This is a genomic window from Paraburkholderia tropica, from assembly GCF_914484835.1.
In the GTDB taxonomy this organism is placed as follows: domain Bacteria; phylum Pseudomonadota; class Gammaproteobacteria; order Burkholderiales; family Burkholderiaceae; genus Paraburkholderia; species Paraburkholderia tropica_A.
Genome location: NZ_CAJZAR010000001.1, coordinates 75,448 through 101,796, shown reverse-complemented (window position 1 = coordinate 101,796; position 26,349 = coordinate 75,448). Strand labels below are relative to the sequence as shown.

Sequence of the window (26,349 nt, the reverse complement as noted above, 5' to 3'; positions counted from 1 at the left end):
TTACGGAGGACAGCATGGCGAAGACGATCGCGGATCATCTGGCGAAAACACTCGAAGCTGTGGGCGTCGAGCGCATCTGGGGCGTCACCGGCGACAGCCTGAACGGGCTGTCGGCCAGCTTGCGCAAGCTCGGCACGATCCGCTGGATGCACACGCGTCACGAGGAAGTGGCCGCCTTCGCGGCCGGCGCCGAAGCCGCCGCGACCGGACGGCTCGCGGTCTGCGCGGGCAGTTGCGGCCCCGGCAACCTGCATCTGATCAACGGACTCTACGACGCGCATCGCAACCGCGCGCCCGTGCTCGCGATCGCCGCGCACATTCCGTCGACGGAAATCGGCCTCGGCTATTTCCAGGAAACGCATCCGACCGAACTGTTCCGCGAATGCGCGCACTACGTCGAACTCGTGACGAACGCCTCGCAGTTTCCGCGCGTGCTCGACACCGCGCTGCGCACCGCCATCGACCAGAAGGGCGTTGCGGTGATCGTGCTGCCTGGCGACGTGGCGCTGCTCGAAGCGCCCGAGGAAGATCCGACCTGGTCGCAGGCGGCGCGGCCGGCGACGCTGCCCTCGTCGGCGGATCTCGACCGGCTCGCCGATCTGCTGAACCGCTCGGAAGCCGTCACGCTGCTGTGCGGCAGCGGCTGCAAGGGCGCGCACGACGAAGTGGTGGCATTCGCCGACGCGCTCGGCTCGCCCACCGTGCACGCGCTGCGCGGCAAGCAGTACGTCGAATGGGATAACCCGTTCGACGTGGGCATGACCGGGCTGATCGGCTTCAGTTCGGGCTATCACGCGATGATGTCGTGCGACACGCTGGTGATGCTGGGCACCGACTTTCCGTATCGCAACTTCTATCCCACCGACGCGAGCATCGTGCAGATCGACCGCGACGCGGCGGCGCTCGGCAAGCGTGCGCCGCTCACGCTCGGCCTCGTCGGCGACGTGCGCGAAACCCTGCGCGCGCTGACGCCCAAGCTCACGCGCAAGACCGATCGTCGCTTTCTCGAACGCGCGCGCGAGCATTACGCCGACGCGCGCAAGAGTCTCGACGACCTCGCGCGTCCGGCGCCCGCGGGCAAGCCGCTGCATCCGCAATACGTGGCCGCGCGGGTCGACGCGCTCGCGGAGCCCGATGCGATCTTCGCCGTCGATGTCGGCACGCCCACGCTCTGGGCCGCGCGCTATCTGACGATGAACGGACGCCGCCGCCTGCATGGCTCGTTCAATCACGGCTCGATGGCGAACGCGATGCCGCAGGCGCTCGGCGCGCAGGCCGCGCACGCGGGACGCCAGGTGATTTCGCTGTCGGGCGACGGCGGGCTTTCGATGCTGATGGGCGACATTCTTTCGGCGCGCCAGCTCGATCTGCCGATCAAGATCGTTGTCCTGAATAACAGCTCGCTGGGTTTCGTGGCGATGGAGATGAAGGCGGGCGGCTATCTGGAGACGGGCACCGATCTCATCGCGACGAATTTCGCCGATATCGCGAAGGGCGCGGGGATTTTCAGTGTGCGCGTGGAGACCTCGGAGGCGCTCGACGACGCGCTGCGCGCGGCGTTCTCGCACAACGGTCCGGCGCTCGTCGACGTGGTGACGACCAAGCACGAACTCGCGATGCCGCCGAAGCTGCAATGGGCGCAGGCGAAGGGTTTCAGTCTGTATATGCTGCGCGCGGTGCTGAGCGGGCGTGGCGATGAAGTCGTGGAACTGGCGCAGACGAATTTGCGCTGAGAAAGTCGCCGGACGCTGAAACCGGACGCAGAAACGACAACGCCCCGCGTGAGCGGGGCGTTGTGCGTGGATTCTGGTGCCTCGGGCCGGAATCGAACCGGCACTCCTTGCGGAACCGGATTTTGAGTCCGGCGCGTCTACCAATTTCACCACCGAGGCAGTTTTCGCGGTCTGCTTGCTTGATCAGCCATACAGACACGCGAAGTAGCCGTAAATTATGACGCAAATCGGCGCGGCAGGCAACTTGTCGCCGCTTCGCGCCCGTGAACGCTCGCAAGCACCGCGTGGCGGCATCAGACCGTGCGCGAAAACCGCTCCATCGGCTGCGTGCCCAGATAGCGGTCGAACACCATCGCGATATTGCGCACGAACATGCGCCCGGCGGGCAGCACTTCGAGCCGGTTCGAACTGCGCGCCACCAGCCCGTTGGCCTCGAAGCCGCGCAGGCGCTCCAGCTCGGGCGCGAAGGCGCTCAGGAAGCGCACGCCATAGGCCGCCTCGAATTCGTCGAAACGCAATTCCAGGTTGCACATCAGCTCGGTGATGATGTCGCGGCGCAGGCGGTCGTCGGCGCTGAGGCGCACGCCGCGCGAGATCGCCAGCCGCCCGGCGTCGATGGCCGCGCCGTAGGCCGGCAGTTCCTTGGCGTTCTGCGCGTAGACGTCGCCGACCTTGCCGATCGACGAAGCGCCGAAGCCGATCAGATCGCAGTCCGCGCGCGTGCTGTAGCCCTGGAAATTGCGATGCAGCGTGCGCTTCGCCTGGGCGCGCGCGAGTTCGTCGGTGGGCAGCGCGAAGTGATCCATGCCGATATAGACGTAGCCCGCGTCGGTGAGCTGCTCGACCACGAGTTGCAGCAGCGCGAGCCGCGTGGCGGGCGTGGGCAGCGCGGCGGCGTCGATTTGCCGCTGCATTTTGAAAAGCTGCGGCATGTGCGCGTAGCCGAACACCGAAAGGCGGTCGGGCGCGAGCATCAGGATGGTGTCGAGCGTGCGCCGGAAGCTTTGCACGGTTTGATGCGGCAGCCCGTAGATCAGGTCGACGCTGATCGATTCGAAGCCGTGCTCGCGCGCGGCGTTCATCACGTTGACGGTCATGTCGAGCGGCTGCACGCGGTTGACGGCTTCCTGCACGACCGGATCGAAGTCCTGCACGCCGAGGCTCAGGCGATTGAAGCCGAGCCCGCGCAGATGCGCGACCGTGCGCGCCGAGGCTTCGCGCGGATCGATTTCGATCGAATATTCGCCTTCGTTATCCGGGCGCAGCGCGAAGTGCTCGCGCGTGGCGGCCATCAGCGCGCTCATTTCGTCGAGCGAGAGAAAGGTGGGCGTGCCGCCGCCCCAGTGCAGCTGCGAAACCGGGCGCTTCGTGTCGAACAGCGCGGCCTGCATTTCGATTTCGCGCACCAGTTGCTTCAGATAGGGCTTGGCGCGGGCGCGGTTTTTCGTCGCAACCTTGTTGCAGCCGCAATAGAAGCAGACGGTGTCGCAGAACGGGATGTGGAAATAGAGCGAGAGGTCGGTGTCGGTCGCGCCGGGATCGTCGGCGGCGTGGCGGTAGTCGTCGAGATTGAAATCGTCGCGGAACTGAAGCGCGGTTGGATAGGACGTATACCGTGGGCCGTTTGCGCCGTATTTGGCGAGCAGGTCGGGGCGAAAGAGCAGGTCGGCGTCGCTCATGCGAGGTTCTCGAGGGGATGATGCGCCGGATGGCGTCCCCGGAGGGGCGTCTTACAGCGCCGGATGAACCCAGTGTAAGAGGCGGTCGCCGCAGGCGTTTGTGTAAAAACGCCGCAGCTTGCGATGGCACAATGCGAACACGCTTTTCCGGCCAGCTTTCCTTGCTTTGGCCCCTTACAGTTATGAGATTCAGGAATTCGAGTTGAGCGCAGGTCTTGTCGTTGCCCCGTCCGAACACGCGTGCCGCCCCGGTTGCGGCGCGTGCTGTATCGCGCCGTCCATTTCGAGCCCGATTCCGGGCATGCCGCAAGGCAAGCCCGCGGGCGTGCCCTGCATCCAGCTCGACGACGATCTGCAGTGCCGGATCTTCGGCTCGCCGCTGCGCCCCGCCTGCTGTTCGGGGCTGCAGCCGCAGGCGGAGATGTGCGGCGACACGCGCGAGGACGCGCTCGTCTGGATTGCGCGGCTCGAAGCGGCCACGCAGCCGGGCGCTCACTGAATCCCGTCATTCCGGTCATCGCCCGGTTATCAGGGTGTCACCCAGTCATCTCTCAAGGAGGTTTCGCATGATCCGACGCGCGCCGCGCGCCCCGTCCACTCCGCCCAGCGCCACGCGTCGGGCCTTTCTGCTCGCGGCCTGCGCCGCCGCCGGTACGGCCATGTCGCTCGGCGCCTGCGCGACCGGCATCTTTCCGTTCATCCCCGATCACTACACGTTCTCGCGCGATCAGGTGCAGGAAGCGGTGCAGCGCAAGTTCCCGTATCACCGTTCGGTGCAGCAGCTTTTCGAGGTCGCGCTCACGAATCCGGTCGTCACCTTGCTGCCGGATCGCAACCGCGTGGCCGTGCACGTCGATGCGCATCTGGCCAGCCCGCTGATGCAGCAGCCGGTCGACGGCGCGTTCACGCTGTCGAGCGAACTCGCCTACGACGCCGCGAGCCGCTCGGTGGTCCTGCGCTCGCCGTCGGTGGACAGCGTCGACATGCAGGGCAGCGCCGCGGGCTACGCCCAGCAGGTCAACGCGGTGGCGGCGCTCGCGGCCACGCAGCTGCTCGCCAACTATCCGGTCTACACCTTCAAGCCGGATCAGCTTCAGTTTGCCGGGGTGAACTACGAACCCGGTACAATCACCATCCTTACAAACGGCATACGCGTGCAGATCGTCGAGAAATAAGCGACGAAACGCCTGCCGCACAACCGTCGGCGGGCGCGCATTCGACAATTCGACTGGCGGCCCGTCCGGCGCACTCAATGGCGAGGAGAACGGATGGACTGGCTGCTAACCTGCAAGGCCCTGATTCTGGGCATCGTCGAAGGACTCACGGAATTTCTGCCGGTGTCGAGCACCGGCCACCTGATCGTGGCGGGCAGCGTGCTCGGCTTCGACGGCGAGTTCGAAAAAACCTTCGACGTGGTGATCCAGTTCGGCGCCATCCTGGCCGTGTGCTGGGAATTCCGCCGCAAGATCGGCAGCGTCGTCGCCGGTTTGCCTTCGCGGCCGGACGCGCGCCGTTTCGCGCTCAACGTGATCGTCGCGACGATTCCGGCTGTCGTGCTCGGCCTGATGTTCGAGAAGGCGATCAAGTCGATGCTGTTCTCGCCCGTGCCGGTGGCGTTCGCGCTCGTCGTGGGCGGCGTGATCATCCTCTGGGTGGAAGGGCGGCGGCGTGCGGCGGCGGCTTCCAGTACGCGTTTGAGCGTCGCGACGGCTGACGGGGCGGCTGCGGCGAGCGGCGCCGGGACCACCACGGTGAGCGCCGCGCCGGCCGCGCGCGTGAACTCGCTCGACGAGATCACCGTGCTCGACGCGTTCAAGGTCGGCTGCGCGCAATGCTTCGCGCTGATCCCCGGCATGTCGCGCTCGGGCTCGACCATCATCGGCGCGATGCTGTTCGGTCTGGAACGGCGCGTCGCGACCGAATTCTCGTTCTTTCTCGCGATTCCGGTGATTTTCGGCGCGACCGTCTACGAGTTGCACAAGACCTGGCAGACGCTCTCGGTCGATTGGCTCGGCCTTTTCGGCGTGGGTTTCCTTGCCGCGTTCGTGAGCGCGTTCGCGTGCGTGCGCTGGCTGCTGCGCTATGTGGCTTCGCACGATTTCACGGCGTTCGCGTGGTATCGCATCGCGTTCGGGCTCGTGATCCTGCTGTTCGGCTATGGCGGCGGGCTCGACTGGAATTGAGCGTCGGCGCGTGAACGGCGCGCTCGCCATGCAAAACGGGCACCCGAGGGTGCCCGTTTTTTTATGCGCGCGCGAGTGTAGATGCGCGTGTTGTGCGGATCAGATCGGGATCAGACCGCGCGGCGCTTGAACACCAGGTCCCAGACGCCGTGGCCGAGGCGCAGGCCGCGGCGCTCGAACTTCGTCACCGGACGGTAGTCGGGGCGCGGCGCGTAATCGGCGGCCGTGTTTTCGAGCGCGGGTTCGGCGCCGAGCACTTCGAGCATCTGTTCGGCGTAGTTCTGCCAGTCGGTCGCGCAATGCAGATACGCGCCGGGCTTCATGCGCGAGATGAGCAGTTGCACGAACTTCGGCTGGATCAGGCGGCGCTTGTGATGGCGTGCCTTGTGCCACGGATCGGGGAAGAAGATGTGCACGCCGTCGAGGCTGGCGGGCGCGATCATCTGTTCGAGCACCTCGACGGCGTCGTGCTGGATGATGCGGATGTTCGTCAGGTTCTGCTCGCCGATCAGCTTGAGCAGCGCGCCGACGCCCGGCTCGTGGACTTCGACGCCGAGGAAGTCGTCGCCGGGACGCAGCGCGGCGATTTCCGCCGTGCTCGCGCCCATGCCGAAGCCGATCTCCAGTACGCGCGGCGCTTCGCGGCCGAAGGTGGCGTTCCAGTCGGCGGGCGCGGGCGTGTACGGCACCACGAAACGCGGACCGAATTCGTCGAGTGCGCGGCGCTGGCCGGTCGAGACCCGGCCGGCGCGCGTCACGAAGCTGCGGATGCGGCGGCGGCGCAGGCCATCGGCGCTGTCTTCGGTGCCTTCGTCGACGCCTTCTTCGCTGGTTTCGTCGCCAGATTCATCGATGGGGGCGTCGTCGTGGGCGCTGGCGGGCGCGGCAGCCTGCTCAGGCAGTTGCGCGGCGGAGTCGTCCGCTTCGGCGGGCGGCGTGCAGCCGGGGCGGGCTGCGTCGTTGGGTTCGTGGTTCATCTTCGAGGACGGGCAGGTGAGGGCAGCGGGCTTCGCGGCGCTCGGTGCCGCGATGGGTGTCATGGGCGCGGCGAACGTCGCGGCGCACCGGTCGACCGGCGGCGGGTAATCAGCACAATCAGGCGCAATCCAGACGCAGCGCGGCACGGTCCGAACGTCGCGGCCTGATCGGCGCGCGGTTCGAGCACGCGCATCGTGCATTCTGCGCCGGACGGCGGCGTGTGGGTGCTCGCGAGGCCGGACGTCGGGGCGTCTTCTCGCGTGCGGCGCCCTGTGCGAAGCCGCCGCGCATTATAGCAGCGCCGCTTTGGGCATCCGGCGCGCCGGGTGGCGGCGCGGCGCGCTCAGTCGGCGGCGACCGTGATGTGCATGTTCGATGGCTTGAGTTCGAACACGTTGACGCGGCCAGCGCGCACGTCGAACAGCAGACGCGTGAGATCGCCGGCCAGCGCCTGCTGGCGCTCGGTTTCGGCGGGCGAGTGGTCTTCCGGGCTGGCGAGCGCCGTGGTGCGCGCCTGGACGATCAGCGCGATGGCGCTGCGGCGGGACATGAAAAATCGTTGCATTGTTACCGACCCGCGCGTGTCGCGCAGGGTGAATCGGGGATCCGTCGTGAAGGGGAACAGGCGTGATGCTAGCGCATCGCGTGGTGGGGCCGCAGTTAAGTCCGCAAGTTGCGTCCGCAACCGGATCCGTCCGGAAAGCCTGAAATCCACGCCGCGCAACCGTTTGCGCGGACGAAACCGAGACGGGAAAGCGGCATTCGGCGATGGCGGGATGTGCCGCGCCGGGTCTGTGCCGGATGCGTCCTGGGTCAGTCTTGGGATGGGAAGCTGGCTGGCCGGGCAACTTGCCGGCGGGCTGTGCACTGCGCGGCGCCGCGCGTCTGGACAGCGGATCAGACCGTGCTCAAACGATGCGCGAACGCGAAAACGTGGAGCGGGCGATGGGAATCGAACCCACGTCTCCAGCTTGGGAAGCTGGGGTAATAACCATTATACGACACCCGCAGAGCGCGCCATTTTACGCGCAATCCGCCGCGGAGCGCAATTGCGCCCCGCTGGCATTCGCCGCGAGGGCGGCGCGGATCAAATGCCGAACAGCGTCAGCGAGACCGCCGCGCGCGTGACCACCATCAGCAGCACCTGCACGATCACGAACAGCAGGATCGGCGAAAGGTCGAGCCCGCCGAAGTTCGGCAGGATCCGGCGCAGCGGGTTCAGGAACGGCGCCGTGACCTGGAACAGCACGGGCATCGCGGGCGAGCGCGGATTGAGCCACGACAGCAGCGCCATCAGGATCGTCACCCAGATCACCAGGTTGAGCGCCCATTTCACGAGCGTGAGCACCGCGACGATCAGCAGCGTGGGCAGCAGGCCGAGCGGATCGACGCCCGCGAGCCAGACCATCAGCAGCACGAAGACCACGGCGGCGATCAGCGCCGCGACGATGCTGGCCCAGTCGATGCCGCGCACGCCCGGAATCACGCGGCGCAGCGGCATCACGAGCCAGTTGGTCGCTTGCTGGATCGCGTGCGTCACGGGGTTGTAGGGCGGCACGCGGACGAATTGCAGCCACGCGCGCATCAGCAGCGCGGCGCCGAACAGCGTAAAGATCGTATTGAGCAGAAAGCGGGCGATATCGCCGAACATCGGTGTTGTTTCCTTCTTGTGAGGATTGACGGAGGGCAGCGCAAGCGGGTGGAACCTGAGCGTGTGCAGCCTGAGCGTGTGGCCGCCGCGCGGATTAGACTGAAACCTTGATTTCGCTGATCAGAATCGTGCCATTACCGCCGTCGGTGTAGTTGGGAATATCGTCGACGAGCGTCTTGTTGTGCTGCTTGAACACTTCGTAAAAGGCGTCCAGCGTTTCGAACAGGAAGTGACCGACCGCGACATACGGCGGCGGCGTGCCCGGCGGCCCCGCATTGATGCCGATATCGATCGACCAGCCCTTGCACGCGTCCCCGAAGAGGCGGGCCGCGAGCGGCATGTGATGGGTGGCGTAGTACTCGCTGTCGAAGCGCCCGCCCTCGCGGTACGGGTAGAGGATGCTGACCTTGATCATTGTGCGTTCTCGTCGATGAATCCCGGCGCGCGCCGGCGGCGCCTGAGACGGCCCTGCGCGCCGTTGCCACATTACCACGCCTGACGGTTCGTCAGTATGCAGGCGCGGCGGCGGCGCGCACGGGCCGCTGACGTTCTGCGAGCACGATTCCGACGACGTTCGGCGTAAACGGCTACAGTGGGCTAACGGCAACGCGCCACGGAATGTTCGCTTTCGTTCGCTTTCGTACGAAGCGATCCGCCATCGGCGGTTAACACTGGCGCAAAGACACTGGCGCAAAGACGACGCCTGGCGCACCCAATCACGCGCCGCGCGCCCAGGCGCGTAGGCGAAAGCGCCGCCGCCGGACAAGAATGACGCGAATATGACTCGAACGTGGCACGTAACCTGCTGTTAGCGCAGGCGTGCACGGCGCGATGCAGCACGGGGTGAACGCGACGAACAGATCCCCGGCGATATGTGGCACGACTGCGGCTATCTCGCAACACTGCGGTCACGGTTCGCAAACCTGTGCACACTATCTTCAATGACTCCGGTTTAGCTGTAGCTGTCGTGCAATTGGGCTGTGTCCTGTCGGTTGTCCGATTCGGGAGTTCACCATGAGCATCTTCGCGTACCGAAAGCATCTGCGTTTTCTCACGCCCCATCAACGCCGCCGCTGGTGGGATCAGAAGAAGCGTCTCACGCCCCGCGTCCAGATCAGCGGCGCCTATGTCCCGCCGAACGTCACACGCGAATTCACTTACGTAAAAGTCGGATAGGGCGGCTGCGGCGCGTTCCACCCTCGATGCTGACGATGCCCGGTCTTCGGACCGGGCATCGTCGTTTTGGGCGGCCTGGGCGACGGGACTTCCGTCGCGAATTAAGTCAATTTGTAATCAAACATTACCGGGCCTCGCGACGCGCCGCCGACGCTTCAGGTAAGTCTGACCGGACAACGGCGTCGGACGGCGTCTACGCCCCGATGCGGCGCGCTGGCGGGTTTTCTTAGGACGAAATACGCGTAAAGACTTTGATCGCGCACCAGGACCGCGGCATCTGCAATTGCAATTTGCAACAAATGGCTACCTTTGGCGGCATGCGTTTTCGATAGAGTTCTCTTGTGGGCAGTGCCCGTCATGCGGGGCGACGCAGTGGTCGTCCGCCAGGAGAAGAGAAGTGAAAAAGACCGTATCGTTTATCGTTGCCGCTGCGCTGGGTGTGGGGTTCGTCAGCGCGGCCCAGGCGCACGTTTCGGTGGGCATCGGGATCGGGATTCCTGTTGCGCCGGCTTATCCGGTGTACGCCGCGCCGGTCTACGCACCGCCGCCCCCGCCTGTCGTCTACGCGCCGCCGCCGGTGGTCTATGCACCGCCGCCCGCAGTGGTGGTCGGCGGCTATCCGGGCTATGGCTACTATGGCCGTCCGTACTACGGACATCACGGCTACTACCGCGGCTATCACGGCTACCACGGCGGCTGGTATCGCCACTGATCGAGCTTTCCGGTCGTAGCAGACGACGCCTGTCGTCCGCCGACCGATCCCGCAACGGCGCAACGCCGGCTCACGCCGCGTTGCGCCGTTTGCATTGCGGGCGCGGTTTTGCGACGGCGTGTCGTTGTGTCGTCGTGTCGTGTCTTACGACGCGTGCGGCCCGATCAGATCGCGATAGCCGTGCACGATGACGCTGTACGAAAAATACGCGAACAGCAGCGCCGAGAGCACGTGACACGCGCGCAGCAAGCCGGTGCCGGCGCGCTTGCGTCCGTGGCTCGCGAGACCGCAGAGGAACAGCGTCCAGCCAAGCCCGCCAAGAAAGAAGCCCGACAGAAACACGCCCGCCGACGCCGCGCTCGTCGCGCCCGACTTGGCGATAAGCGCGCCACCGACGGCCGCGAACCAGAGAATCGCGCTCGGCGACGACAGCGCGAGCAGCACGCCGCGCGCGAAGCTGCGCCACGGATCGGGGCGGGGCGCGGCGTTGTCGGCTTCGCCCTCGACGGGCGGCGCGGCGGCCGGGTTCAGCGCCTCGCGCGCCATCTTCCACGTGAGCATCAGCAGGATGGCCGCGCCGCCGATCCACACGATCCAGCGCACCGATTCGAATTGCAGCAGCGCCGCCATGCCTGCGAGCGCGAGTGCGGCGTAGGTCAGATCGCCGAAACACGAGCCGAGCCCGAGCCAGAAGCCGGGCCGGAAGCCGTGTGTGAGCGTGAGCGAGATGATCGCGACGTTGACGAGACCGATGTCGAGGCAGAGAGACAGCGAGAGGAAGAAACCGTCGGAAAGCAGGGAAAAGTGAGGCATAAAACCGTTGTTGTTGTCGTTTAACTGCGTGCGGCGTAGTGCGAGTGATCAGTTGGGAGTGACGTGCTGCGTACTGCGCGCCCGGCGCGCGCGGTGACGCCGGGCGGATTTTCGCGGGATTTCAGGCGCGAACCGGCCTCAAACCCCCATGCACAGATACTTCAGCTCGACGTATTCGTCGATGCCGTACTTCGAGCCTTCGCGCCCGAGGCCCGATTGCTTCACGCCGCCGAACGGCGCGACCTCGTTCGAGATGAGCCCCGTGTTGATGCCGACCATGCCGTATTCGAGCGCTTCGGCGACGCGCCACACGCGACCGAGATCGCGGCTGTAGAAGTACGAAGCGAGGCCGAATTCGGTGTCGTTGGCGAGCGCGATCACTTCGGCTTCGTCGCTGAAGCGGAACACGGCCGCGACCGGGCCGAAGGTTTCCTCGCGCGCGATCAGCATGTCGCGCGTGACGTCGGCGAGCACGGTCGGCTCGACGTAGCGGCCCTGCGTAACCTTGCCGCCGGCGACGATTTTTGCGCCTTTCGAGGTGGCGTCGTCGATATGCTGGGCGACCTTGGCCACGGCGTCATCGTCGATCAGCGGGCCCTGGCTCACGTCCGCGTCGAAGCCGTTGCCCACCTTGATCTTGCGCGAGGCGGCCGCGAGCTTGTCGACGAACGCGTCGTACACCTTGTCGTGCACGTAGAAGCGGTTGGTGCAGACGCAGGTCTGGCCCGCGTTGCGGTATTTCGAGATCACGGCGCCCTGGACGGCGGCGTCCAGATCGGCGTCGTCGAACACGATGAAGGGCGCGTGGCCGCCCAGTTCGAGCGCGACTTTCTTCACCGTGGGCGCGCATTGCTGCATGAGGATGCGGCCCACCGGCGTCGATCCCGTGAACGAGAGATGACGCACGATATCGCTTTCGCAGAGCGCCTTGCCGACTTCGATCGAGTTCGCCGAGTCGGCCGTGACGACATTGAAAACGCCCTTGGGCACGCCCGCGCGCTGCGCGAGTTCGGCGAGCGCGAGCGCGCACAGCGGCGTCTGTTCGGCCGGTTTCACGACGATCGTGCAGCCGGCCGCGATTGCGGGCGCGACCTTGCGCGTGATCATCGCGATCGGGAAATTCCAGGGCGTGATCGAAGCGCAGACGCCGATCGGCTGCTTGAGCACCACGAGCTTGCGATCGCTCGCGGGGCTCGCGAGCACGTCGCCGTTCACGCGCTTCGCTTCCTCGGCGAACCATTCGAGAAACGAGGCGCCGTACAGCACTTCGCCGCGCGCCTCGGCGAGCGGCTTGCCTTGCTCGGCGGTCATGATCGCGGCGAGGTCGTCGGCGTGTTCGATGACGAGGTCGTACCAGCGGCGCAGCACGGCCGCGCGCTCCTTGCCGGTCTTCGCGCGCCACGCGGGCAGCGCGGCGTTCGCGGCGTTGATCGCGCGACGCGCCTCGTCGGCGCCGAAGTCGGGCACGCGCGCGATTTCGCCGTTGTCGGCGGGATCGAGCACGGCGAAGGTCGCGCCGCCGCCGCTCCATTCGCCGTCGATCCAGGCGCGCGTCTTGAAGAGTGCGGGATCGTTCAGCTGGGTCAGGCGTTCGGATGCGGACTGGCTCATCTTCGTGTCTCCTCGGGTCGAAAGCGCTGCGGCCCGGTGCGGGCGGCGGCGCATCACGCGCGGCGTCGGATGGCGTCGCGTTTCAAGGGCAGGGCGCAGGCGATACGTTGCGGGCGCACTCTCTCTATATATGTAGGCGCATGCCGCGTGCGCGGCGCGCAAAGCGCGAGACACCGATGCGGCTCGCGGGTGATCGAGCGTGGAGCCGGCTTGATTCACGCGTTGAAACGCGCGTCAATCAAGCGCGATTCGCGCGGCGTTTCAGGCGCCGCCGAGCCCCAGCTCCTCATAAAGACGATCGACGCGCGTCTTCACGTCCTGCGTCATTTCGATCGCGCGACCCCACTCGCGGTTCGTTTCGCCGGGCCATTTATTGGTGGCGTCGAGACCCATTTTCGAGCCGAGCCCCGCAATCGGCGACGCGAAATCGAGATAGTCGATCGGCGTGTTTTCGACGAGCACCGTATCGCGCGCCGGATCGATGCGCGTGGTGATCGCCCAGATCACTTCCTTCCAGTCGCGGATATCGACATCGTCATCGACGACGACGATGAACTTCGTGTACATGAACTGCCGCAGGAAGCTCCACACGCCGAACATCACGCGCTTGGCGTGCCCCGGATAGCTCTTTTTCATCTGCACGATCGCCATGCGATAGCTGCACCCTTCGGGCGGCAGATAGAAGTCGGTGATCTCGGGAAACTGCTTCTGCAGCAGCGGCACGAACACTTCGTTGAGCGCGACGCCGAGCACGGCGGGTTCGTCGGGCGGTTTGCCTGTATACGTGGAGTGATAGATCGCGTCGCGGCGCATGGTGATGCGCTCGACCGTGAATACGGGGAACCACTCCTGTTCGTTGTAGTAACCCGTGTGGTCGCCGTACGGACCTTCGAGCGCGTGCTCGTAAGCGGCGCTCGCCCCCTTCGACGGACGCGGCGGCGCGCCTGCGGGCGCGGGCGACGGGGCGCCGTCCTGCGGATAGATGAAGCCTTCGAGCACGATTTCCGCGCGTGCCGGCACCTGCAGCGTGTCGACGCCCGGCGTCAGGCACTTCGCGAGTTCGGTGCGGCCGCCGCGCAGCAGGCCGGCGAACTGGTATTCGGAGAGCGTGTCGGGCACCGGCGTGACCGCGCCGAGGATCGTCGCCGGATCGGCGCCGAGCACCACGGCCACGGGATAAGGCTTGCCGGGATTGCGCAGCGCGAATTCGCGGAAGTCGAGCGCGCCGCCGCGATGCGCGAGCCAGCGCATGATCAGCTTGTTGCGGCCGATGAGCTGCTGGCGGTAGATGCCCAGGTTCTGGCGCGTCTTGTTCGGGCCGCGCGTGACCGTCAGGCCCCACGTGATCAGCGGGCCGGCGTCGCCGGGCCAGCAGGTCTGAATCGGCAGCTTCGCGAGATCGACGTCGTTGCCTTCCCAGACGATTTCCTGGCAGGGCGGCGCGCTCACGGTTTTCGGCGCCATGTCCCAGACGGCCTTGGCGAGCGTGAGGAGCTTGCCCGCGTCTTTCAGGCCGCGCGGCGGCTCGGGTTCCTTGAGCGCGGAGAGCAGGCGGCCCACGTCGCGCAGCGACTCCAGCGCGGCGCCGTCGCCGGTGCTCTCGGGCGCGTCGATGCCCATGCCGAGCGCGACGCGCCGCGGCGTGCCGAAAAGATTGCCCAAAACGGGGAACGCATGGGTCGCGCGGTTCTCGAATAGCAGGGCGGGGCCGCCGGCGCGCAGCACGCGGTCGCACAGCTCGGTCATCTCCAGCACCGGAGAGACGGCCTGCGGGATACGGCGCAGTTCGCCGATCGTCTCCAGGCGACCGACGAAGTCGCGCAAGTCTTTGTATTTCATCAGGATAGGGTCGGAGCCGCAGCGCGCGGCGGGTGCAGGGGCAAAACGATTGTCGATTTTACCTGTGTTAGCTGGCGCACGCTGTCAGCCGATCGGCCAACGGGCCGCAGACGCGCTTGGCGCGCGGTTCTCGACCGATTGAACGGTGTTCATTATTACAATTAGTTATAACTTTGACATTCTATAGTGTTGACGGTCTATAAATCCCTGCTAGAATCCGTCCACACTGGTTGCAGGGCTTGCAATTTTTAACCACCGTCCCGGTCCTTCAGACGCAACGCGTCGCCGTTTAGCCGACTCCCTGCACGGCTTCCCACGGTCTAGATTGGCTGTCCTCGCTGGCGCGCCTATGCGCCGGCTGTTCGCGTGAGAACTCCCATGCGCGCCCAAGGCGTGCTCGCTGTACCGGAGGAGTTCCACCAACGGCGTACTTTGTTGCCGTTTTCCCGACGTCGCTGCTGCACCAGCCAGGGCGCGCGCCGTCTTGATCCTGCGATTGGCCATCGGCCTCGCGCCGACTTCGGTCGCCGGATCATGCAACATGGGGAGATCTGTAGATGAATACCTGGTTATCGTGGTGGCGCGCCGACGAGCGTCTCGCTCTTGGCCTGCGTGCGCTGCTGCGGCGTGGCACGCGTCTTAGCCATCACCTGTTTAGCATCGTGGGCGGTTGCGCCGTCCTGCTCGCGCTCGCCATCTGGCTGCTGCCCACGTGGCGCGGCACGCTGGCCGCGCGCATGATGCCCTTCGTCACCGCTGCCGTGCAGGCCGGTCCCGCGCGTCTGCTGCAAGGCAATCCGTTGCCGTCGTTCACGCCTTCCGGCGTGCCCGCCAACGAAGACGGCGAAGCTTCTGACGGCGCGACGCTCCCGACCGCACTGCTGCCCGAAACGGGCGCGAATGGCGTGAACGCCGCGAATGTCGCGAATGGTGCAAACGGCGCGGCGCTCGCGAGCGTCTCGCCCGCCGGTTCGAACGGCACGGTCGCGCACGTGGCCAACAGCGTCTCGAACGGCGGCATGGCCACGCTCGACGCGGTCACGCTCAACGGCCTCGATCCGCGTTCGCTGCCGAGCGTCGGCTCGCTGGCGCGCATGATCCCGTCGCAGCGCATCACGCCCGACGCGCGCGACGACCGCGTGCTGGTCTCGGCGCGCGAACAGGCGCTCGTCGCTACCTATATCTCGCGTCGCTATCGTGTGGCGCAGGAGCCGGTCGGCGAACTCGTCAAGGCGGCCTTCGACACGGGCCGTGAAGTGGGTCTCGATCCGCTGTTGCTGCTCGCGGTCATGGCCATCGAGTCGGGCTTCAATCCGTACGCCGAAAGCGGCGTGGGCGCGCAGGGCCTCATGCAGGTCATGTCGAAGGTGCACTCGGACAAGTTCCAGTACTTCGGCGGCCAGAGCGCGGCGCTCGATCCGCTCGCGAACATCAAGGTCGGCGCGCTGGTCCTGAAGGACTGCATCGCGCGCGGCGGTTCGCTGCCGGGCGGTCTGCGCCTCTACGTGGGCTCGACCTCGCAGGACGACGGCGGCTACGGCGCCAAGGTCATGGCCGAGCGTACGCGTCTGCGCGACGTGGCTCGCGGCCGCAACGTGCCGATCAATGCGCCGCAGGCGCCCGTCACCACCACGGCCAGCTCGCCTGCGCCGCAAAAGGTGGCGAGCATCAACGGCGACAAGCGTCTGCACGTGACGCTCGACAGCGCGCACGCGATGGTCGAAAAGACCTCGGTGAAGGGCGGGTCCGACCAGGACGACGCCAGCACGGCGGCCCAGAAGCACACTCAGCCCGAACTCGGCGCCTGAGCCGGGTCACTGGGCGGCTTCGCCCAAGCTCCGGCCGGCAAGAGAAAGATCGGACGAAACAAAAAAGGCACCTTCGGGTGCCTTTTTTCTTTTCTGCTTACGATTCCACGGATCAGCGTTGCCGATCAGCGCCCGAAGAACGTGCGCAGGCGTTCGACCGCTTCTTCGAGCCGCTCGTACGCCGTGGCATACGAGAGCCGCACGTACTGACGCGGCGCAGCCACGCCGAAGTCCATGCCCGGCACCAGCACCGTGCCCGCGTCGTGCAGCATCGCGCGCGTGAGCGCGTCGCTGTCGCCCGCGGCGGCGTGGTTGACGTTCGTGCAGTCGGCGTAGACGTAGAACGCGCCGTCCGGCATCACGGGCACCGTGAAGCCGAGCGATTCCAGCGCGGGCGCGATGAAGTCGCGGCGGCGCTTGAACTCGAGCCGGCGCGCTTCGTAGATTTTCAGCGTGTCGGGCTCGAAGCACGCGAGCGCCGCGTGCTGTGCGAGCGCCGAGGCGCAGATGAACAGGTTCTGCGCGAGCTTTTCGAAGGCGCCGACCAGCGTGGGCGGCACCACGAGCCAGCCCAGACGCCAGCCGGTCATGTTGAAGTACTTCGAGAAACTGTTGACCGTGACCACGTCGTCGCCGAAGGAGAGGGCGGAGACGGGCGGCGCGTCGTAGCTCAGGCCCTGATAGATCTCGTCGACGATCGTGAAGCCGCCGCGCGCGCGCACCGTTTTCACGATGCGTTCGAGTTCGGCGGGTTCGATCGAGGTGCCGGTGGGGTTCGACGGCGAAGCGAGCAGCACGCCGCGCGTACGCGAGGTCCACAGGCGTCCGACGTCGGCGGCCGTCAGCTGGAAGCGCGCTTCCGGGCCGCTCGGCACGAGCACCGGCTTGCCTTCGGCGGCCGCCACGAAATGGCGGTTGCACGGATAGCTCGGGTCGGGCATCAGCACTTCGTCGTCGCGGTCGACGAGCGCCGTGCAGGCGAGCAACAAGGCCGCCGATGCGCCCGCCGTCACGACGATGCGCGCCGGATCGACGCTCAGGCCATAGGCGTGCTGATAATGTTCGGCGATCGCCTCGCGCAGCGCATGCACGCCGAGCGCGCTGGTGTACTGCGTGACGCCGCGGCGCAGCGCAGCCGCAGCCGCTTCGACAACCGGTTCCGGCGCCGTGAAATCCGGCTCGCCGATCCCCATGTGGATGATGTCGCGCCCGGCGCGTTCGAGCTGCGCGGCTTCCTTCGCCAGTTCCATGACGTAGAAAGGCTGGATCTCGTCGACGCGCGCGGCAAGCCGCAACAGCGGTTCGGCAACGGTGTTCATGCGGGTGATTCCAGTACTTGCAGACAGCACGGCGTGCGGCGGGCGGCGTAACCGGAAGCCCCGGTTGCGCGCGCCGCGCCTCGCCGCGTGACGGCTTTTACGACTTGCGGGCTGCCTGGATTTCAGTGGCGCGCAGTTGCGCGGCCACCTTGTCCAGCACGCCGTTCACATACTTGTAGCCGTCCGAGCCGCCAAAGGTCTTGGTGAGCTCGACCGCTTCGTTGATGACGACGCGATAGGGGATGTCGACGTGATGCTTGAACTCGTAGGTCGCCACGAGCAGCACCGCGCGTTCGACCGGCGAAAGCTGCTCGATCGGACGGTCCAGACACGGCGCCACGAAGGCGGAGAGTTCCTCCGACTCGCGGATCACGCCGTGCAGGATGGCGTCCAGATGTTCGTGATCGGCCTTGTCGTAGCCCTGCGAACCGCGCAATTGCGCGTCGATCTCGCCGGAGGGCACCCCCGACAGCAGCCACTGATACAACCCCTGCGTGGCCAGTTCGCGGGAGCGGCGGCGCGCGCTCTTCATTGCTGTTCCTCTTCGTCTTCCTCGTCCTCGTCGTCGTCGCCGCCGTCGAGTTGTTCCAGCGCCACCGTCAGGTTCGCCATTTCCACTGCGACGCGCGCGGCGTCACGACCCTTTTCGGTCATGCGCGCGACGGCCTGTTCGTCGTTTTCCGTCGTGAGCACGGCGTTCGCGACCGGCACGCCGAAGTCCAGCGCGATGCGCGAGATGCCCGCGCCGCTTTCGTTCGACACGAGTTCGAAGTGGTACGTTTCGCCGCGCACGACCGCGCCGAGCGCGATCAGGGCGTCGAACTGGCCGCTTTCCGCGAGCTTTTGCAGCGCGAGCGGGATTTCCAGTGCGCCCGGCACCGTGACGAGCAGCACGTCTTCGCCCGTAACGCCGAGGCGTTCGAGTTCTTCGATGCAGGCGTCGGCGAGGCCGTTGCAGACCGGTTCATTGAAGCGCGACTGAACGATGCCGATGCGCAGTCCGTCGCCGTCCAGGTTCGGTTGGTATTGTCCGATTTCCATGTGGTATCCGTAGGTTCGATTGAGCGTGGTGACGCGTGAAGGGATGCGAGCCGCGCTTATGGCGCGGCGCGGTCGGCCGTTTCCGGCGGGCAGGGCGCTTCCGTGCTGCTGCCCGGCATAGGCACGAAGCCGGTGACTTCGAGACCGTAGCCCGACATGCTGCCGAGGCGGCGCGGCTTCGAAAGCACCTGCATGCGTCCCACGCCGAGTTCGCGCAGGATCTGCGCGCCGATGCCGTAGGTCTTGAAGTCCACCGGCCGGCGTGCGAGCGCCTCCGCGCGCTCTTTCTGGTCGAACGCCTTGAAGACGTCGACCAGATGTTCCTTGCTCTCGCCGCAGTTGAGCATGACGATCACGCCGAGATCGCGCTCGGCGATCTCGCGCATGGCGGCGTCGAGCGTCCACGAATGCGTGGACGAGCCCGTTTCCAGCAGATCGAGCATCGACAGCGGCTCGTGCACGCGCACCGGCGTGTCCGTGTCCGCCGTTGGCGTGCCGCGCACCAGCGCGATGTGCGGCGTGCCCGTGGGCTGATCGACATACATGACCGCGCGGAACGCGCCGTGGGCGGTCTGCATGGTGCGCTCGGCCACGCGCTCGACGATCGATTCGGTGCGGCTGCGATAGTGGATCAGGTCGGCGATGGTGCCGATCTTGATGCCGTGCTCCTGCGCGAACTCCATGAGGTCGGGCAGGCGCGCCATCGTGCCGTCGTCGTTGATCACTTCGCAGATGACCGAGGCGGGCGTGAGGCCCGCGAGCGCCGTGAAGTCGCAGCCCGCTTCCGTGTGGCCGGCGCGCACCAGCACGCCGCCCGGCTGGGCCATGATCGGGAACACGTGGCCCGGCTGCACGATGTGCTCGGCCCGCGCGTCGTGCGCGACGGCCGTGAGGATCGTGCGGGCGCGGTCGGCGGCCGAAATGCCCGTGGTGACGCCTTCCGCCGCCTCGATGCTGACCGTGAACGCCGTGCCGTACTGCGTGCCGTTGCGCTGGGTCATGAGCGGCAGGTTGAGCAGCTTGCAGCGCTCTTGCGTGAGCGTGAGGCAGATCAAACCGCGGCCGTACTTCGCCATGAAGTTGATGGCTTCGGGCGTGACGAATTCCGCTGCGATGACGAGGTCGCCCTCGTTCTCCCGGTCTTCTTCGTCGACGAGGATCACCATCTTGCCGGCTTTAAGCTCGGCAATGATCTCAAGGGTGGAGGAGAGCGTCATGGTGGGAATCTGGCTGGAAAGCGCACATTTTACGCCACGCGGGCGGGCGCGTCGCCCTGAACGGGGGCGATGCGGCGGGTTTTGGGGACCTGGAGCACCGCGCTGAGGCAGCGCTGGATGCGTTCAGGCGCGGACCGACGCCGATCAAGGCCTGGCGGAGCCTGGCCGAACGGCTAGCTGCCCCTCGCGTGGCGTCGTCGCCACAATAGTAACGTTTGACGTTATTAACGCGAGGCGTTACTATGACAATTGTTTCGTTTGCCTGCCGCGACACCGCGGCGCTCTTTGCGGGGCGCCGGATTCCGCGCTTTGTTGCGATCGAGGCGGCGGCCATGCGCAAGCTCCAGCAGGTGCACGCCGCGGTCACGCTGTCGTTTCTGCGCGTTCAGGGTCGTCGGCTGGAGCCTTCGAATGGCGATCTCGCGGGTTCATACAGTATCCGTATTAACGGGCAATGGCGTATCTGCTTCGATTTCGCGAACGGTGAGGCTTCGCAGGTCCGCATCATCGACTATCACTGAGGTGATTCTTATGACACGTGACGTCCCGCTCGCCACGCCCGGCGAGATCCTCGACGAAGACTGGCTCAAGCCGCTCGGCGTGAGCCAGTACGCGCTCGCCAAGGCGATCGGCGTGCCGCCGCGCCGCATCAATGAGATCGTGCTCGGCAAGCGCGCGATCACGGCCGACACGGCGGTGCGCCTCGCGGTCTACTTTGGCACCGACGCGCGCAGCTGGATGGAGCTTCAGGCGCATTACGACACCGAGCGCGCGCGCGAGGATCTGGCCGAGATCCTCGCGAACATCCAGCCGCACGCGCGCGCTGCTGCTGCCGCCGCCGCTGCTGCCGATACGTGAACCGCGTGAGCGGCGCGCCGCCGCTTAACGCAGCAGCACGTCGTCGGCGAGACCCTTCGTGAGTTCCAGCGCCTGACGCTCGAACAGCCGGCGGTACAGGCCGTTTTCGCGTCGCACCAGCGCGTCGTGCGTGCCTTCTTCCACGATGCGCCCGCGCTCCAGCACCAACAGCCGGTCGAGCGCGCGCACGGTCGACAGGCGGTGCGCCACGACCACGGTCGTGCGGCCCACCATCAGCCGTTCCATTGCCTGCTGGATCAGCACTTCGCTTTCGCTGTCGAGGCTCGAGGTCGCTTCGTCGAAGATCAGGATCGGCGCATTCGCGAGGAACGCGCGCGCGATCGCCACACGCTGACGCTCGCCGCCCGACAGCTTCACGCCGCGCTCGCCCACCAGCGTGTCGTAGCCCTGCCGCAGCGCCATGATGAAATCGTGCGCGCTTGCCTGCTGGGCCGCGTGGACGATCTCGGCGTGCGTCGCGCCGGGCCGCGCGTAGGCGATGTTCTCCGCGAGCGAGCGGTGGAACAGCACCGGCTCCTGCTGCACGATGGCGATCTGCGAGCGCAGCGAAGCCTGCTGCACGCGCGCGATGTCCTGTTCGTCGATCGTGATGCGGCCTTCGGAGACGTCGTAGAGCCGCTGGATCAGCTTGATCAGCGTGGTCTTGCCGGAGCCCGAATGACCGACGAGGCCCACGCGCTCGCCCGGCGCGATGCGCAGCGTCAGGTTCGAGTAGAGCGCGGCGTTCTGCGCGCCGTAGCGGAACGTCATGTTCTCGAAGCGGATGTCGCCACGGTCGATCACGATCGGCGGCGCGGCGGGCGCGTCCTCGATGCCGAGCGGTTCCGTGTCGAGCATCACGAGTTCTTCCATGTCGTTGACCGAGCGCTGCAGATTGCGCACATGCATGCCCACGTCGCGCAGATAGCCCTTGAGCAGGAAGAACAGCGTGAGCGCGAACGTGATGTCGCCGACGCTCGCGAGGCCGCGCGCCCAGAGCAGCAGCGCCGCGCCGAGAATGGCCGCCTGCATCGCCACCAGCAGCGCGCCTTGCACGCCGCCGTTGAAGGTGCCGCGCCGCCACGTGCGGCGCGTGCGGCTGTCCCACTTGGCGATCACGCGCGCGAGCCGCGACTCCTCGCGCGTTTCCGCGCCGAAGGCCTTGACGACGGCGTTGCAGGAAATCGCGTCGGCGAGCGCGCCGCCCATCTTCGTGTCCCACTGGTTCGCGAGCCGCGCGGACGGCGCGACGTAAAACAGCGAGAGCGACACGGTGATCGCCAGATAGATCGCCGAGCCGAGCCCCACGACGAGGCCCATCACGTGCCACTGGATCGCGAGCAGGGCGGTCGAGCCGACCAGCATCACGAGCGACGGAAACAGCGCGACGAGCAGCGTGTCGTTGAGCAGGTCGAGCGCCCACATGCCGCGCGTGATCTTGCGCACGGTCGAGCCCGCGAAGCTGTTCGCGTGCCAGTCGGTCGAGAAGCGCTGCACGCGGTGAAACGCGTGCGTGGCGACGCCGCTCATCATCTTCAGCGTGAGCACGATGATGTTCTGGAACGCGGCCTGGCGCATCAGCGTGCCGCCGAGTCCGAGCGCCGTGAGCGCGCAGAACGCGATCACGGCTGCGTGCCATGCGGCGCCGTTGCTGCCCGCGGCGTCGTGCGCGAGCGCGTCGACGAGCTGGCCGGCGTAGTGCGGCGTGAACACGTCGGCGAGCGCGCCGAGCAGCGCGGTCAGCGCGACGGCGCTCACGCGCAGCGGCTGGCGCGTCCAGTGCCGGTAGGTAAAGCCGAGCACGTGGCGGAACGTTTGTCCGCCGGTCACTTTTTGTTTGTCTTGGTCAGCCATGGGATGGCGCTTCGGGCCTTAGGGCGCGAAGACTTCTTCGTGAATGCGAAAAAAGGCGGCGCAAAGCAGCAAAATCGCGAAACGCAGCGAAGATCCGCGGATTACGCGGCGAAAAACAGATCGCGCGCCGGCTCGAAAGCCGAACGCAAGCAGGCTGGATCGCGGAAAAAACGGCGCGGCAAAATCGGGCCGCGCGGATTGCGCCGGACTACGGCAGTGCGGGAAGCAGGAGGTGCGCGCGAGGCGCCATCACCCGAACTCGCAGCATCTCGGCAGTGGTTTCAATCGTTGCCATCTTTGCCTCCTTGTTCGAAGTCGGGTGAGAAAACCGCAACGCGCCGGACGGCGCGTGTGCGAGTAAGGTATGAAGTTTATCAGCGCTACTGAATTTCTGCTGGCCCATTCGCGCCAACATTCGCGCGCCAGAGTGGTGCGCGAATGGGCCGAAGACGATGCCGCTGACTACGTCGATACGCTCAAACCGAAGGCTTGGCCGACACGCCCGCCGACAGCATGCGCTCCACATAACGCGCGATCAGATCGATTTCCAGATTCACCTTCGTGCCCGCCGCGAGATGCTTGAGCGTGGTGACTTCCACGGTGTGGGGAATCAGGTTGATCGAGAACTCGCAGCCGTCCGCGCGATCGTCGACCGAATTCACGGTCAGGCTCACGCCGTTCACGGTGACCGAGCCCTTGTACGCCAAATAGCGGCCGATCTCGACGGGCGCGAGAATGCGCAGCTCGTGCGACTCGCCCACGGGCGCGAAGCGCGTGACCGTGCCGAGGCCGTCCACGTGGCCCGAGACGATATGGCCGCCGAGCCGGTCGTGCGCGCGCAGCGCCTTTTCCAGATTCACTTCGCCCGTGTCGGCGAGACCGACGGTGCGGTTCAGGCTCTCGCGCGACACGTCGACGTCGAACGTGGTCGCCGATTTATCGATGACGGTCATGCACGCGCCCTGGATGGCGATGCTGTCGCCGAGCTGCACGTCGTCGAGGCCGAGGCCGCCCGCGTTGACGCTCAGGCGCACGCCCGCGTCGGCGTCGCCGCCGAGCGGCTTGATCGATTCGATGCGGCCCACGGCCGCGACGATTCCGGTAAACATCTGGCTGTCCTCTAGCTGTTCGTTCAGGGTGTTCGGGAGAATCATGATGCGTCGTCCTCTTGCGCGTCGTGCCCATCGTGTTCTTCGTGGGCTTCGCGCTGCACGACGCGCGCGAGCACGCGCAGGTCGTCGCCGACGCGATCGACGCTATGGAACGCGAGACGCGTGCGCGCGTCGAGCGAATCGGGCGCGGCCAGATCGGCCATGCCGAGCGACTGCGTGCCGAGCAGCGAGGGCGCGAGATAGACGAGCAGTTCGTCGACGCAGCCTTCGCGCAGCAGCGAGCCGTTGAGCTTGTAGCCCGCTTCCACGTGCAATTCGTTGACGCCGCGCGCCGCGAGTTCGGTGAGCATCGCGGGCAGGTCGACCTTGCCGTGCTCGTTGCCGAGCGCGACGATTTCCGCGCCGCGCGCGCGCAGCGCTTCGGCGCGTTCTTCGGTGCTCGCGTCGAGCTTCGAGCAGAACACGAGCGTGGGCGCGCCCACGAAGATCTGCGAGAGCGGCGAGGCGTCGAGGCGGCTGTCGATCAGCACGCGTTTGGGCTGGCGCGGCGTGTCGATCGCGCGCACGGTCATGCGCGGATCGTCTTCCTTCACGGTGCCGATGCCCGTGAGGATGGCCGAGGCGCGCGCGCGCCAGGCGTGGCCGTCGGCGCGCGCGGCTTCGCCCGTGATCCACTGGCTTTCGCCCGAGGGCAGGCCGGTGCGGCCGTCGAGCGTGGCCGCCACTTTCATGCGCACCCACGGACGCTTGCGCGTCATGCGCGAGACGAAACCGATGTTCAGTTCGCGTGCCTCTTTGGCGAGCAGGCCGCAGCGCACGTCGATGCCCGCGTCGCGCAGGATCGAGAGACCGCGCCCGGACACGAGCGGATTCGGATCTTCCATCGCCGCGATCACGCGTGCGACTTTCGCTTCGATCAGCGCGTTCGCGCACGGCGGCGTGCGGCCGAAATGGCTGCACGGTTCGAGCGTGACGTAAGCGGTCGCGCCGCGCAGGTCGTGGCCGCGCGTGCGCGCGTCTTTCATCGCCTGGATTTCGGCGTGATCGAAACCGGCGGGCTGGGTGAATCCTTCGCCGATCACCGCGCCGTCCTTGACCAGCACGCAGCCGACGCGCGGATTCGGATCGGTGGTGTAAAGGCCGCGCGTCGCGAGGGCGAGCGCGCGTTCCATGTGGACGAAATCGGCTTGCGAGAACATCGTCGTGCTTTCTCCGCGGCGGCGGTCGGGTAGGGTGGACGGGGCGTGCGCCCCGTCGTCGGCTGAGGGTTCGGCGGCTTTCGCGCGGACCTTACTTCGCTGCGTTTTCGGCGGCGAAGGCGCGGCGCGCGGCGGCGATCGTCTCGTCGAGGATCGCGTCGTCGTGCACGCTCGACACGAAGCCCGCTTCGTACGCCGAGGGCGCGAAGTACACGCCCGCGTCCAGCATCTGATGGAAGAAGCGGTTGAAGCGCGCGACGTCGCTTTTCGTGACTTCGGCGAAGCTGCCCGGCACCTTGTCGGCGAAATAGAGGCCGAACATGGCGCCCACCGAATCGGCGACGAACGGCACGTTCGCTTCGCGCGCGGCCTGCGAGAGACCTTGCGCGAGACGCGCGGTCTTCGCGCTCAGGTCTTCGTAGAAGCCGGGCGCCTGGATCAGTTGCAGCGTCTTGAGGCCCGCCGCGACGGCGATCGGGTTGCCCGAGAGCGTGCCCGCCTGATAGACGGTGCCGTTGGGCGCGAGGTGGTCCATGATTTCGCGACGGCCGCCGAACGCCGCCGCCGGCATGCCGCCGCCGATCACCTTGCCCAGACACACGAGGTCGGCTTCCACGCCGTAGAGCGCTTGAGCACCGCGCAGGCCGACGCGGAAACCGCACATCACTTCGTCGAAAATCAGCACGCTGCCGTGCTTGGCCGTCAGGGCGCGCAGCGTGTGGATGAACTCGGGCGTGGCCTTCACGAGGTTCATGTTGCCCGCGACCGGCTCGATGATCACGGCGGCGATCTCGTCGCCGAACGCCTTGAACGCTTCTTCGAGCGCTGCGACGTTGTTGTATTCGAGCACGGTGGTGTGCTTCGCGGTATCGACCGGCACGCCCGCGGACGTGGGGTTGCCGAACGTCAGCAGGCCCGAGCCGGCCTTCACGAGCAGGCTGTCGGCGTGGCCGTGGTAGCAGCCTTCGAACTTGACGATGCGGTCGCGCTTCGTGAAGCCGCGCGCGAGACGCAGCGCGCTCATGGTCGCTTCCGTGCCGCTCGACACCATGCGCACCTGTTCCATCGACGGCACGATCTTGCAGATTTCCTCGGCGATCTCGATCTCGGCTTCGGTCGGCGCGCCGAACGAGAAGCCGTTGGCGAGCACGCGCTGCACGGCCTCGAGCACTTCGGGATGCACGTGGCCGACGATCATCGGGCCCCACGAGCCGATGTAGTCGATGTAGCGCTTGCCTTCGGCGTCCCAGAAGTACGCGCCTTGTGCGCGCTCGACGAAGCGCGGCGTGCCGCCGACCGAGCGGAACGCGCGCACGGGCGAGTTCACGCCGCCCGGAATGGTGCGCTGGGCGCGTTCGAAGAGAGCCTGGTTCGTGGTGTTGGACATGGGTGCTGGACCTGCGAGAGTGGTGGAGCGCGCAAACGCGCGGCCGGGTGGTCTCGCGCGTCGTCGACGGGCCCATGCGGCGTCGCGGGCGTGGCATGCGTCACGCGCGGCGCGGGCGATGGGGCGGTTCTCCCGAAATTGTACCGGAGTCGCGCCGATCGGGCCGGGGGCCGGAACCG

Annotated in this window: 25 protein-coding genes and 2 tRNA genes; 9 read left to right on the top strand and 18 right to left on the bottom strand. The window is 66.6% G+C overall.

Annotated elements, in window-relative coordinates; genetic code table 11:
- Positions 1 to 14: 14 nt before the first annotated feature.
- Positions 15 to 1,733 (top strand): ubiquinone-dependent pyruvate dehydrogenase, encoded by a 1,719-nt coding sequence (poxB, locus tag LDO54_RS00495; RefSeq protein ID WP_224004460.1) that lies wholly within the window; start codon positions 15 to 17, stop codon positions 1,731 to 1,733.
- A gap of 74 nt (positions 1,734 to 1,807) precedes the next feature.
- Here the strand turns inward: poxB and LDO54_RS00490 are convergent.
- Positions 1,808 to 1,892 (bottom strand) — tRNA-Leu (locus LDO54_RS00490).
- Positions 1,893 to 2,026: 134 nt separating this feature from the next.
- The gene (hemN, locus tag LDO54_RS00485) at positions 2,027 to 3,412 is read right to left on the bottom strand and encodes an oxygen-independent coproporphyrinogen III oxidase (RefSeq protein ID WP_224004457.1); all 1,386 of its coding nucleotides are present in this window, start codon (positions 3,410 to 3,412) and stop codon (positions 2,027 to 2,029) included.
- A gap of 202 nt (positions 3,413 to 3,614) precedes the next feature.
- Between hemN and LDO54_RS00480 the strand changes: the two genes are divergently transcribed.
- The 3 genes from LDO54_RS00480 to LDO54_RS00470 all read left to right on the top strand — a co-directional run bounded on the left by LDO54_RS00480 (position 3,615) and on the right by LDO54_RS00470 (position 5,595).
- Positions 3,615 to 3,911, top strand: coding sequence for a YkgJ family cysteine cluster protein (locus LDO54_RS00480; protein ID WP_224004454.1), 297 nt, complete (start codon positions 3,615 to 3,617; stop codon positions 3,909 to 3,911).
- A gap of 67 nt (positions 3,912 to 3,978) precedes the next feature.
- Positions 3,979 to 4,587 carry a DUF1439 domain-containing protein gene (locus LDO54_RS00475; RefSeq protein ID WP_436975456.1) on the top strand — a complete coding sequence of 203 codons (609 nt, stop codon included), beginning with the start codon at positions 3,979 to 3,981 and terminating at the stop codon, positions 4,585 to 4,587.
- Between the two features lie 93 nt (positions 4,588 to 4,680).
- Positions 4,681 to 5,595, top strand: a complete 915-nt coding sequence (locus tag LDO54_RS00470; protein ID WP_224004452.1) for an undecaprenyl-diphosphate phosphatase — start codon at positions 4,681 to 4,683, stop codon at positions 5,593 to 5,595.
- Positions 5,596 to 5,705: 110 nt separating this feature from the next.
- On the opposite strand, the gene trmB is transcribed toward LDO54_RS00470, so the two are convergent.
- The 5 genes from trmB to LDO54_RS00445 form a co-directional block, all read right to left on the bottom strand.
- Positions 5,706 to 6,572 (bottom strand): tRNA (guanosine(46)-N7)-methyltransferase TrmB, encoded by an 867-nt coding sequence (trmB, locus tag LDO54_RS00465; protein WP_436975457.1) that lies wholly within the window; start codon positions 6,570 to 6,572, stop codon positions 5,706 to 5,708.
- A gap of 344 nt (positions 6,573 to 6,916) precedes the next feature.
- Positions 6,917 to 7,123 (bottom strand): hypothetical protein, encoded by a 207-nt coding sequence (locus LDO54_RS00460; RefSeq protein WP_224004446.1) that lies wholly within the window; start codon positions 7,121 to 7,123, stop codon positions 6,917 to 6,919.
- Positions 7,124 to 7,507: 384 nt separating this feature from the next.
- Positions 7,508 to 7,582, bottom strand: a tRNA-Gly gene (locus LDO54_RS00455).
- 78 nt (positions 7,583 to 7,660) lie between these two features.
- Positions 7,661 to 8,224 carry a YggT family protein gene (locus tag LDO54_RS00450; RefSeq protein WP_224004443.1) on the bottom strand — a complete coding sequence of 188 codons (564 nt, stop codon included), beginning with the start codon at positions 8,222 to 8,224 and terminating at the stop codon, positions 7,661 to 7,663.
- 94 nt (positions 8,225 to 8,318) lie between these two features.
- Positions 8,319 to 8,639, bottom strand: a complete 321-nt coding sequence (locus tag LDO54_RS00445) for an EthD family reductase (protein ID WP_224004440.1) — start codon at positions 8,637 to 8,639, stop codon at positions 8,319 to 8,321.
- A 599-nt stretch (positions 8,640 to 9,238) separates the two neighbouring features.
- Here LDO54_RS00445 and LDO54_RS00440 point away from each other — a divergent pair.
- Positions 9,239 to 9,400 carry a hypothetical protein gene (locus LDO54_RS00440; protein WP_224004437.1) on the top strand — a complete coding sequence of 54 codons (162 nt, stop codon included), beginning with the start codon at positions 9,239 to 9,241 and terminating at the stop codon, positions 9,398 to 9,400.
- Between the two features lie 397 nt (positions 9,401 to 9,797).
- Positions 9,798 to 10,112, top strand: a complete 315-nt coding sequence (locus LDO54_RS00435) for a hypothetical protein (RefSeq protein ID WP_224004434.1) — start codon at positions 9,798 to 9,800, stop codon at positions 10,110 to 10,112.
- A gap of 144 nt (positions 10,113 to 10,256) precedes the next feature.
- On the opposite strand, the gene LDO54_RS00430 is transcribed toward LDO54_RS00435, so the two are convergent.
- From LDO54_RS00430 to LDO54_RS00420, 3 genes are all read right to left on the bottom strand, one after another.
- The gene (locus tag LDO54_RS00430; RefSeq protein ID WP_224004432.1) at positions 10,257 to 10,925 is read right to left on the bottom strand and encodes a LysE family translocator; all 669 of its coding nucleotides are present in this window, start codon (positions 10,923 to 10,925) and stop codon (positions 10,257 to 10,259) included.
- Between the two features lie 138 nt (positions 10,926 to 11,063).
- A complete protein-coding gene (locus tag LDO54_RS00425) occupies positions 11,064 to 12,536 on the bottom strand; it encodes an NAD-dependent succinate-semialdehyde dehydrogenase (protein WP_224004430.1) in 1,473 nt (490 codons plus the stop codon).
- 261 nt (positions 12,537 to 12,797) lie between these two features.
- Positions 12,798 to 14,375, bottom strand: a complete 1,578-nt coding sequence (locus LDO54_RS00420) for a UbiD family decarboxylase (protein ID WP_224004429.1) — start codon at positions 14,373 to 14,375, stop codon at positions 12,798 to 12,800.
- A gap of 557 nt (positions 14,376 to 14,932) precedes the next feature.
- Between LDO54_RS00420 and LDO54_RS00415 the strand changes: the two genes are divergently transcribed.
- Complete coding sequence (locus LDO54_RS00415; RefSeq protein ID WP_224004427.1) at positions 14,933 to 16,183, top strand: transglycosylase SLT domain-containing protein; 1,251 nt, start codon at positions 14,933 to 14,935, stop codon at positions 16,181 to 16,183.
- 125 nt (positions 16,184 to 16,308) lie between these two features.
- Here LDO54_RS00415 and LDO54_RS00410 read toward each other — a convergent pair whose 3' ends face one another.
- From LDO54_RS00410 to ribBA, 4 genes are all read right to left on the bottom strand, one after another.
- Positions 16,309 to 17,502 (bottom strand): pyridoxal phosphate-dependent aminotransferase, encoded by a 1,194-nt coding sequence (locus LDO54_RS00410; RefSeq protein ID WP_224004425.1) that lies wholly within the window; start codon positions 17,500 to 17,502, stop codon positions 16,309 to 16,311.
- 97 nt (positions 17,503 to 17,599) lie between these two features.
- A complete protein-coding gene (nusB, locus tag LDO54_RS00405; protein WP_224004423.1) occupies positions 17,600 to 18,034 on the bottom strand; it encodes a transcription antitermination factor NusB in 435 nt (144 codons plus the stop codon).
- A complete protein-coding gene (gene ribH / locus LDO54_RS00400) occupies positions 18,031 to 18,543 on the bottom strand; it encodes a 6,7-dimethyl-8-ribityllumazine synthase (protein ID WP_224004421.1) in 513 nt (170 codons plus the stop codon). The genes nusB and ribH overlap by 4 nt, the downstream gene beginning before the upstream one ends.
- Before the next feature lie 56 nt (positions 18,544 to 18,599).
- The gene (gene ribBA, locus LDO54_RS00395; protein ID WP_224004419.1) at positions 18,600 to 19,760 is read right to left on the bottom strand and encodes a bifunctional 3,4-dihydroxy-2-butanone-4-phosphate synthase/GTP cyclohydrolase II; all 1,161 of its coding nucleotides are present in this window, start codon (positions 19,758 to 19,760) and stop codon (positions 18,600 to 18,602) included.
- A 215-nt stretch (positions 19,761 to 19,975) separates the two neighbouring features.
- Between ribBA and LDO54_RS00390 the strand changes: the two genes are divergently transcribed.
- Entirely contained in the window at positions 19,976 to 20,281 is a 306-nt protein-coding gene (locus LDO54_RS00390) for a type II toxin-antitoxin system RelE/ParE family toxin (protein WP_436975455.1), read from the top strand.
- A gap of 10 nt (positions 20,282 to 20,291) precedes the next feature.
- Positions 20,292 to 20,618 carry a HigA family addiction module antitoxin gene (locus LDO54_RS00385; RefSeq protein ID WP_224004417.1) on the top strand — a complete coding sequence of 109 codons (327 nt, stop codon included), beginning with the start codon at positions 20,292 to 20,294 and terminating at the stop codon, positions 20,616 to 20,618.
- A gap of 24 nt (positions 20,619 to 20,642) precedes the next feature.
- On the opposite strand, the gene LDO54_RS00380 is transcribed toward LDO54_RS00385, so the two are convergent.
- The 4 genes from LDO54_RS00380 to hemL all read right to left on the bottom strand — a co-directional run bounded on the left by LDO54_RS00380 (position 20,643) and on the right by hemL (position 26,170).
- Complete coding sequence (locus LDO54_RS00380) at positions 20,643 to 22,472, bottom strand: ABC transporter ATP-binding protein (protein ID WP_224004415.1); 1,830 nt, start codon at positions 22,470 to 22,472, stop codon at positions 20,643 to 20,645.
- A gap of 476 nt (positions 22,473 to 22,948) precedes the next feature.
- Entirely contained in the window at positions 22,949 to 23,581 is a 633-nt protein-coding gene (locus tag LDO54_RS00375; RefSeq protein WP_224004653.1) for a riboflavin synthase, read from the bottom strand.
- Between the two features lie 41 nt (positions 23,582 to 23,622).
- The gene (gene ribD / locus LDO54_RS00370) at positions 23,623 to 24,783 is read right to left on the bottom strand and encodes a bifunctional diaminohydroxyphosphoribosylaminopyrimidine deaminase/5-amino-6-(5-phosphoribosylamino)uracil reductase RibD (RefSeq protein WP_224004405.1); all 1,161 of its coding nucleotides are present in this window, start codon (positions 24,781 to 24,783) and stop codon (positions 23,623 to 23,625) included.
- A 91-nt stretch (positions 24,784 to 24,874) separates the two neighbouring features.
- On the bottom strand, positions 24,875 to 26,170 hold the full coding sequence (gene hemL, locus LDO54_RS00365) for a glutamate-1-semialdehyde 2,1-aminomutase (RefSeq protein ID WP_224004402.1): 1,296 nt from the start codon (positions 26,168 to 26,170) through the stop codon (positions 24,875 to 24,877).
- Between the last annotated feature and the right edge of the window lie 179 nt (positions 26,171 to 26,349).

Excerpts from the sequence above, each read along its gene's own strand:
- ribH (WP_224004421.1), bottom strand. The coding sequence starts at position 18,543 with ATGGAAATCGGACAATACCAACCGAACCTGGACGGCGACGGACTGCGC.
- nusB (WP_224004423.1), bottom strand. The coding sequence starts at position 18,034 with ATGAAGAGCGCGCGCCGCCGCTCCCGCGAACTGGCCACGCAGGGGTTG.
- LDO54_RS00445 (WP_224004440.1), bottom strand. The coding sequence starts at position 8,639 with ATGATCAAGGTCAGCATCCTCTACCCGTACCGCGAGGGCGGGCGCTTC.
- LDO54_RS00380 (WP_224004415.1), bottom strand. The coding sequence starts at position 22,472 with ATGGCTGACCAAGACAAACAAAAAGTGACCGGCGGACAAACGTTCCGC.
- LDO54_RS00475 (WP_436975456.1), top strand. The coding sequence starts at position 3,979 with ATGATCCGACGCGCGCCGCGCGCCCCGTCCACTCCGCCCAGCGCCACG.
- hemN (WP_224004457.1), bottom strand. The coding sequence starts at position 3,412 with ATGAGCGACGCCGACCTGCTCTTTCGCCCCGACCTGCTCGCCAAATAC.
- LDO54_RS00410 (WP_224004425.1), bottom strand. The coding sequence starts at position 17,502 with ATGAACACCGTTGCCGAACCGCTGTTGCGGCTTGCCGCGCGCGTCGAC.
- ribBA (WP_224004419.1), bottom strand. The coding sequence starts at position 19,760 with ATGACGCTCTCCTCCACCCTTGAGATCATTGCCGAGCTTAAAGCCGGC.
- LDO54_RS00470 (WP_224004452.1), top strand. The coding sequence starts at position 4,681 with ATGGACTGGCTGCTAACCTGCAAGGCCCTGATTCTGGGCATCGTCGAA.
- LDO54_RS00450 (WP_224004443.1), bottom strand. The coding sequence starts at position 8,224 with ATGTTCGGCGATATCGCCCGCTTTCTGCTCAATACGATCTTTACGCTG.
- LDO54_RS00430 (WP_224004432.1), bottom strand. The coding sequence starts at position 10,925 with ATGCCTCACTTTTCCCTGCTTTCCGACGGTTTCTTCCTCTCGCTGTCT.
- LDO54_RS00460 (WP_224004446.1), bottom strand. The coding sequence starts at position 7,123 with ATGTCCCGCCGCAGCGCCATCGCGCTGATCGTCCAGGCGCGCACCACG.
- LDO54_RS00375 (WP_224004653.1), bottom strand. The coding sequence starts at position 23,581 with ATGTTTACCGGAATCGTCGCGGCCGTGGGCCGCATCGAATCGATCAAG.
- LDO54_RS00415 (WP_224004427.1), top strand. The coding sequence starts at position 14,933 with ATGAATACCTGGTTATCGTGGTGGCGCGCCGACGAGCGTCTCGCTCTT.
- LDO54_RS00425 (WP_224004430.1), bottom strand. The coding sequence starts at position 12,536 with ATGAGCCAGTCCGCATCCGAACGCCTGACCCAGCTGAACGATCCCGCA.
- hemL (WP_224004402.1), bottom strand. The coding sequence starts at position 26,170 with ATGTCCAACACCACGAACCAGGCTCTCTTCGAACGCGCCCAGCGCACC.
- LDO54_RS00420 (WP_224004429.1), bottom strand. The coding sequence starts at position 14,375 with ATGAAATACAAAGACTTGCGCGACTTCGTCGGTCGCCTGGAGACGATC.
- trmB (WP_436975457.1), bottom strand. The coding sequence starts at position 6,572 with ATGAACCACGAACCCAACGACGCAGCCCGCCCCGGCTGCACGCCGCCC.
- LDO54_RS00440 (WP_224004437.1), top strand. The coding sequence starts at position 9,239 with ATGAGCATCTTCGCGTACCGAAAGCATCTGCGTTTTCTCACGCCCCAT.
- poxB (WP_224004460.1), top strand. The coding sequence starts at position 15 with ATGGCGAAGACGATCGCGGATCATCTGGCGAAAACACTCGAAGCTGTG.
- LDO54_RS00385 (WP_224004417.1), top strand. The coding sequence starts at position 20,292 with ATGACACGTGACGTCCCGCTCGCCACGCCCGGCGAGATCCTCGACGAA.
- ribD (WP_224004405.1), bottom strand. The coding sequence starts at position 24,783 with ATGTTCTCGCAAGCCGATTTCGTCCACATGGAACGCGCGCTCGCCCTC.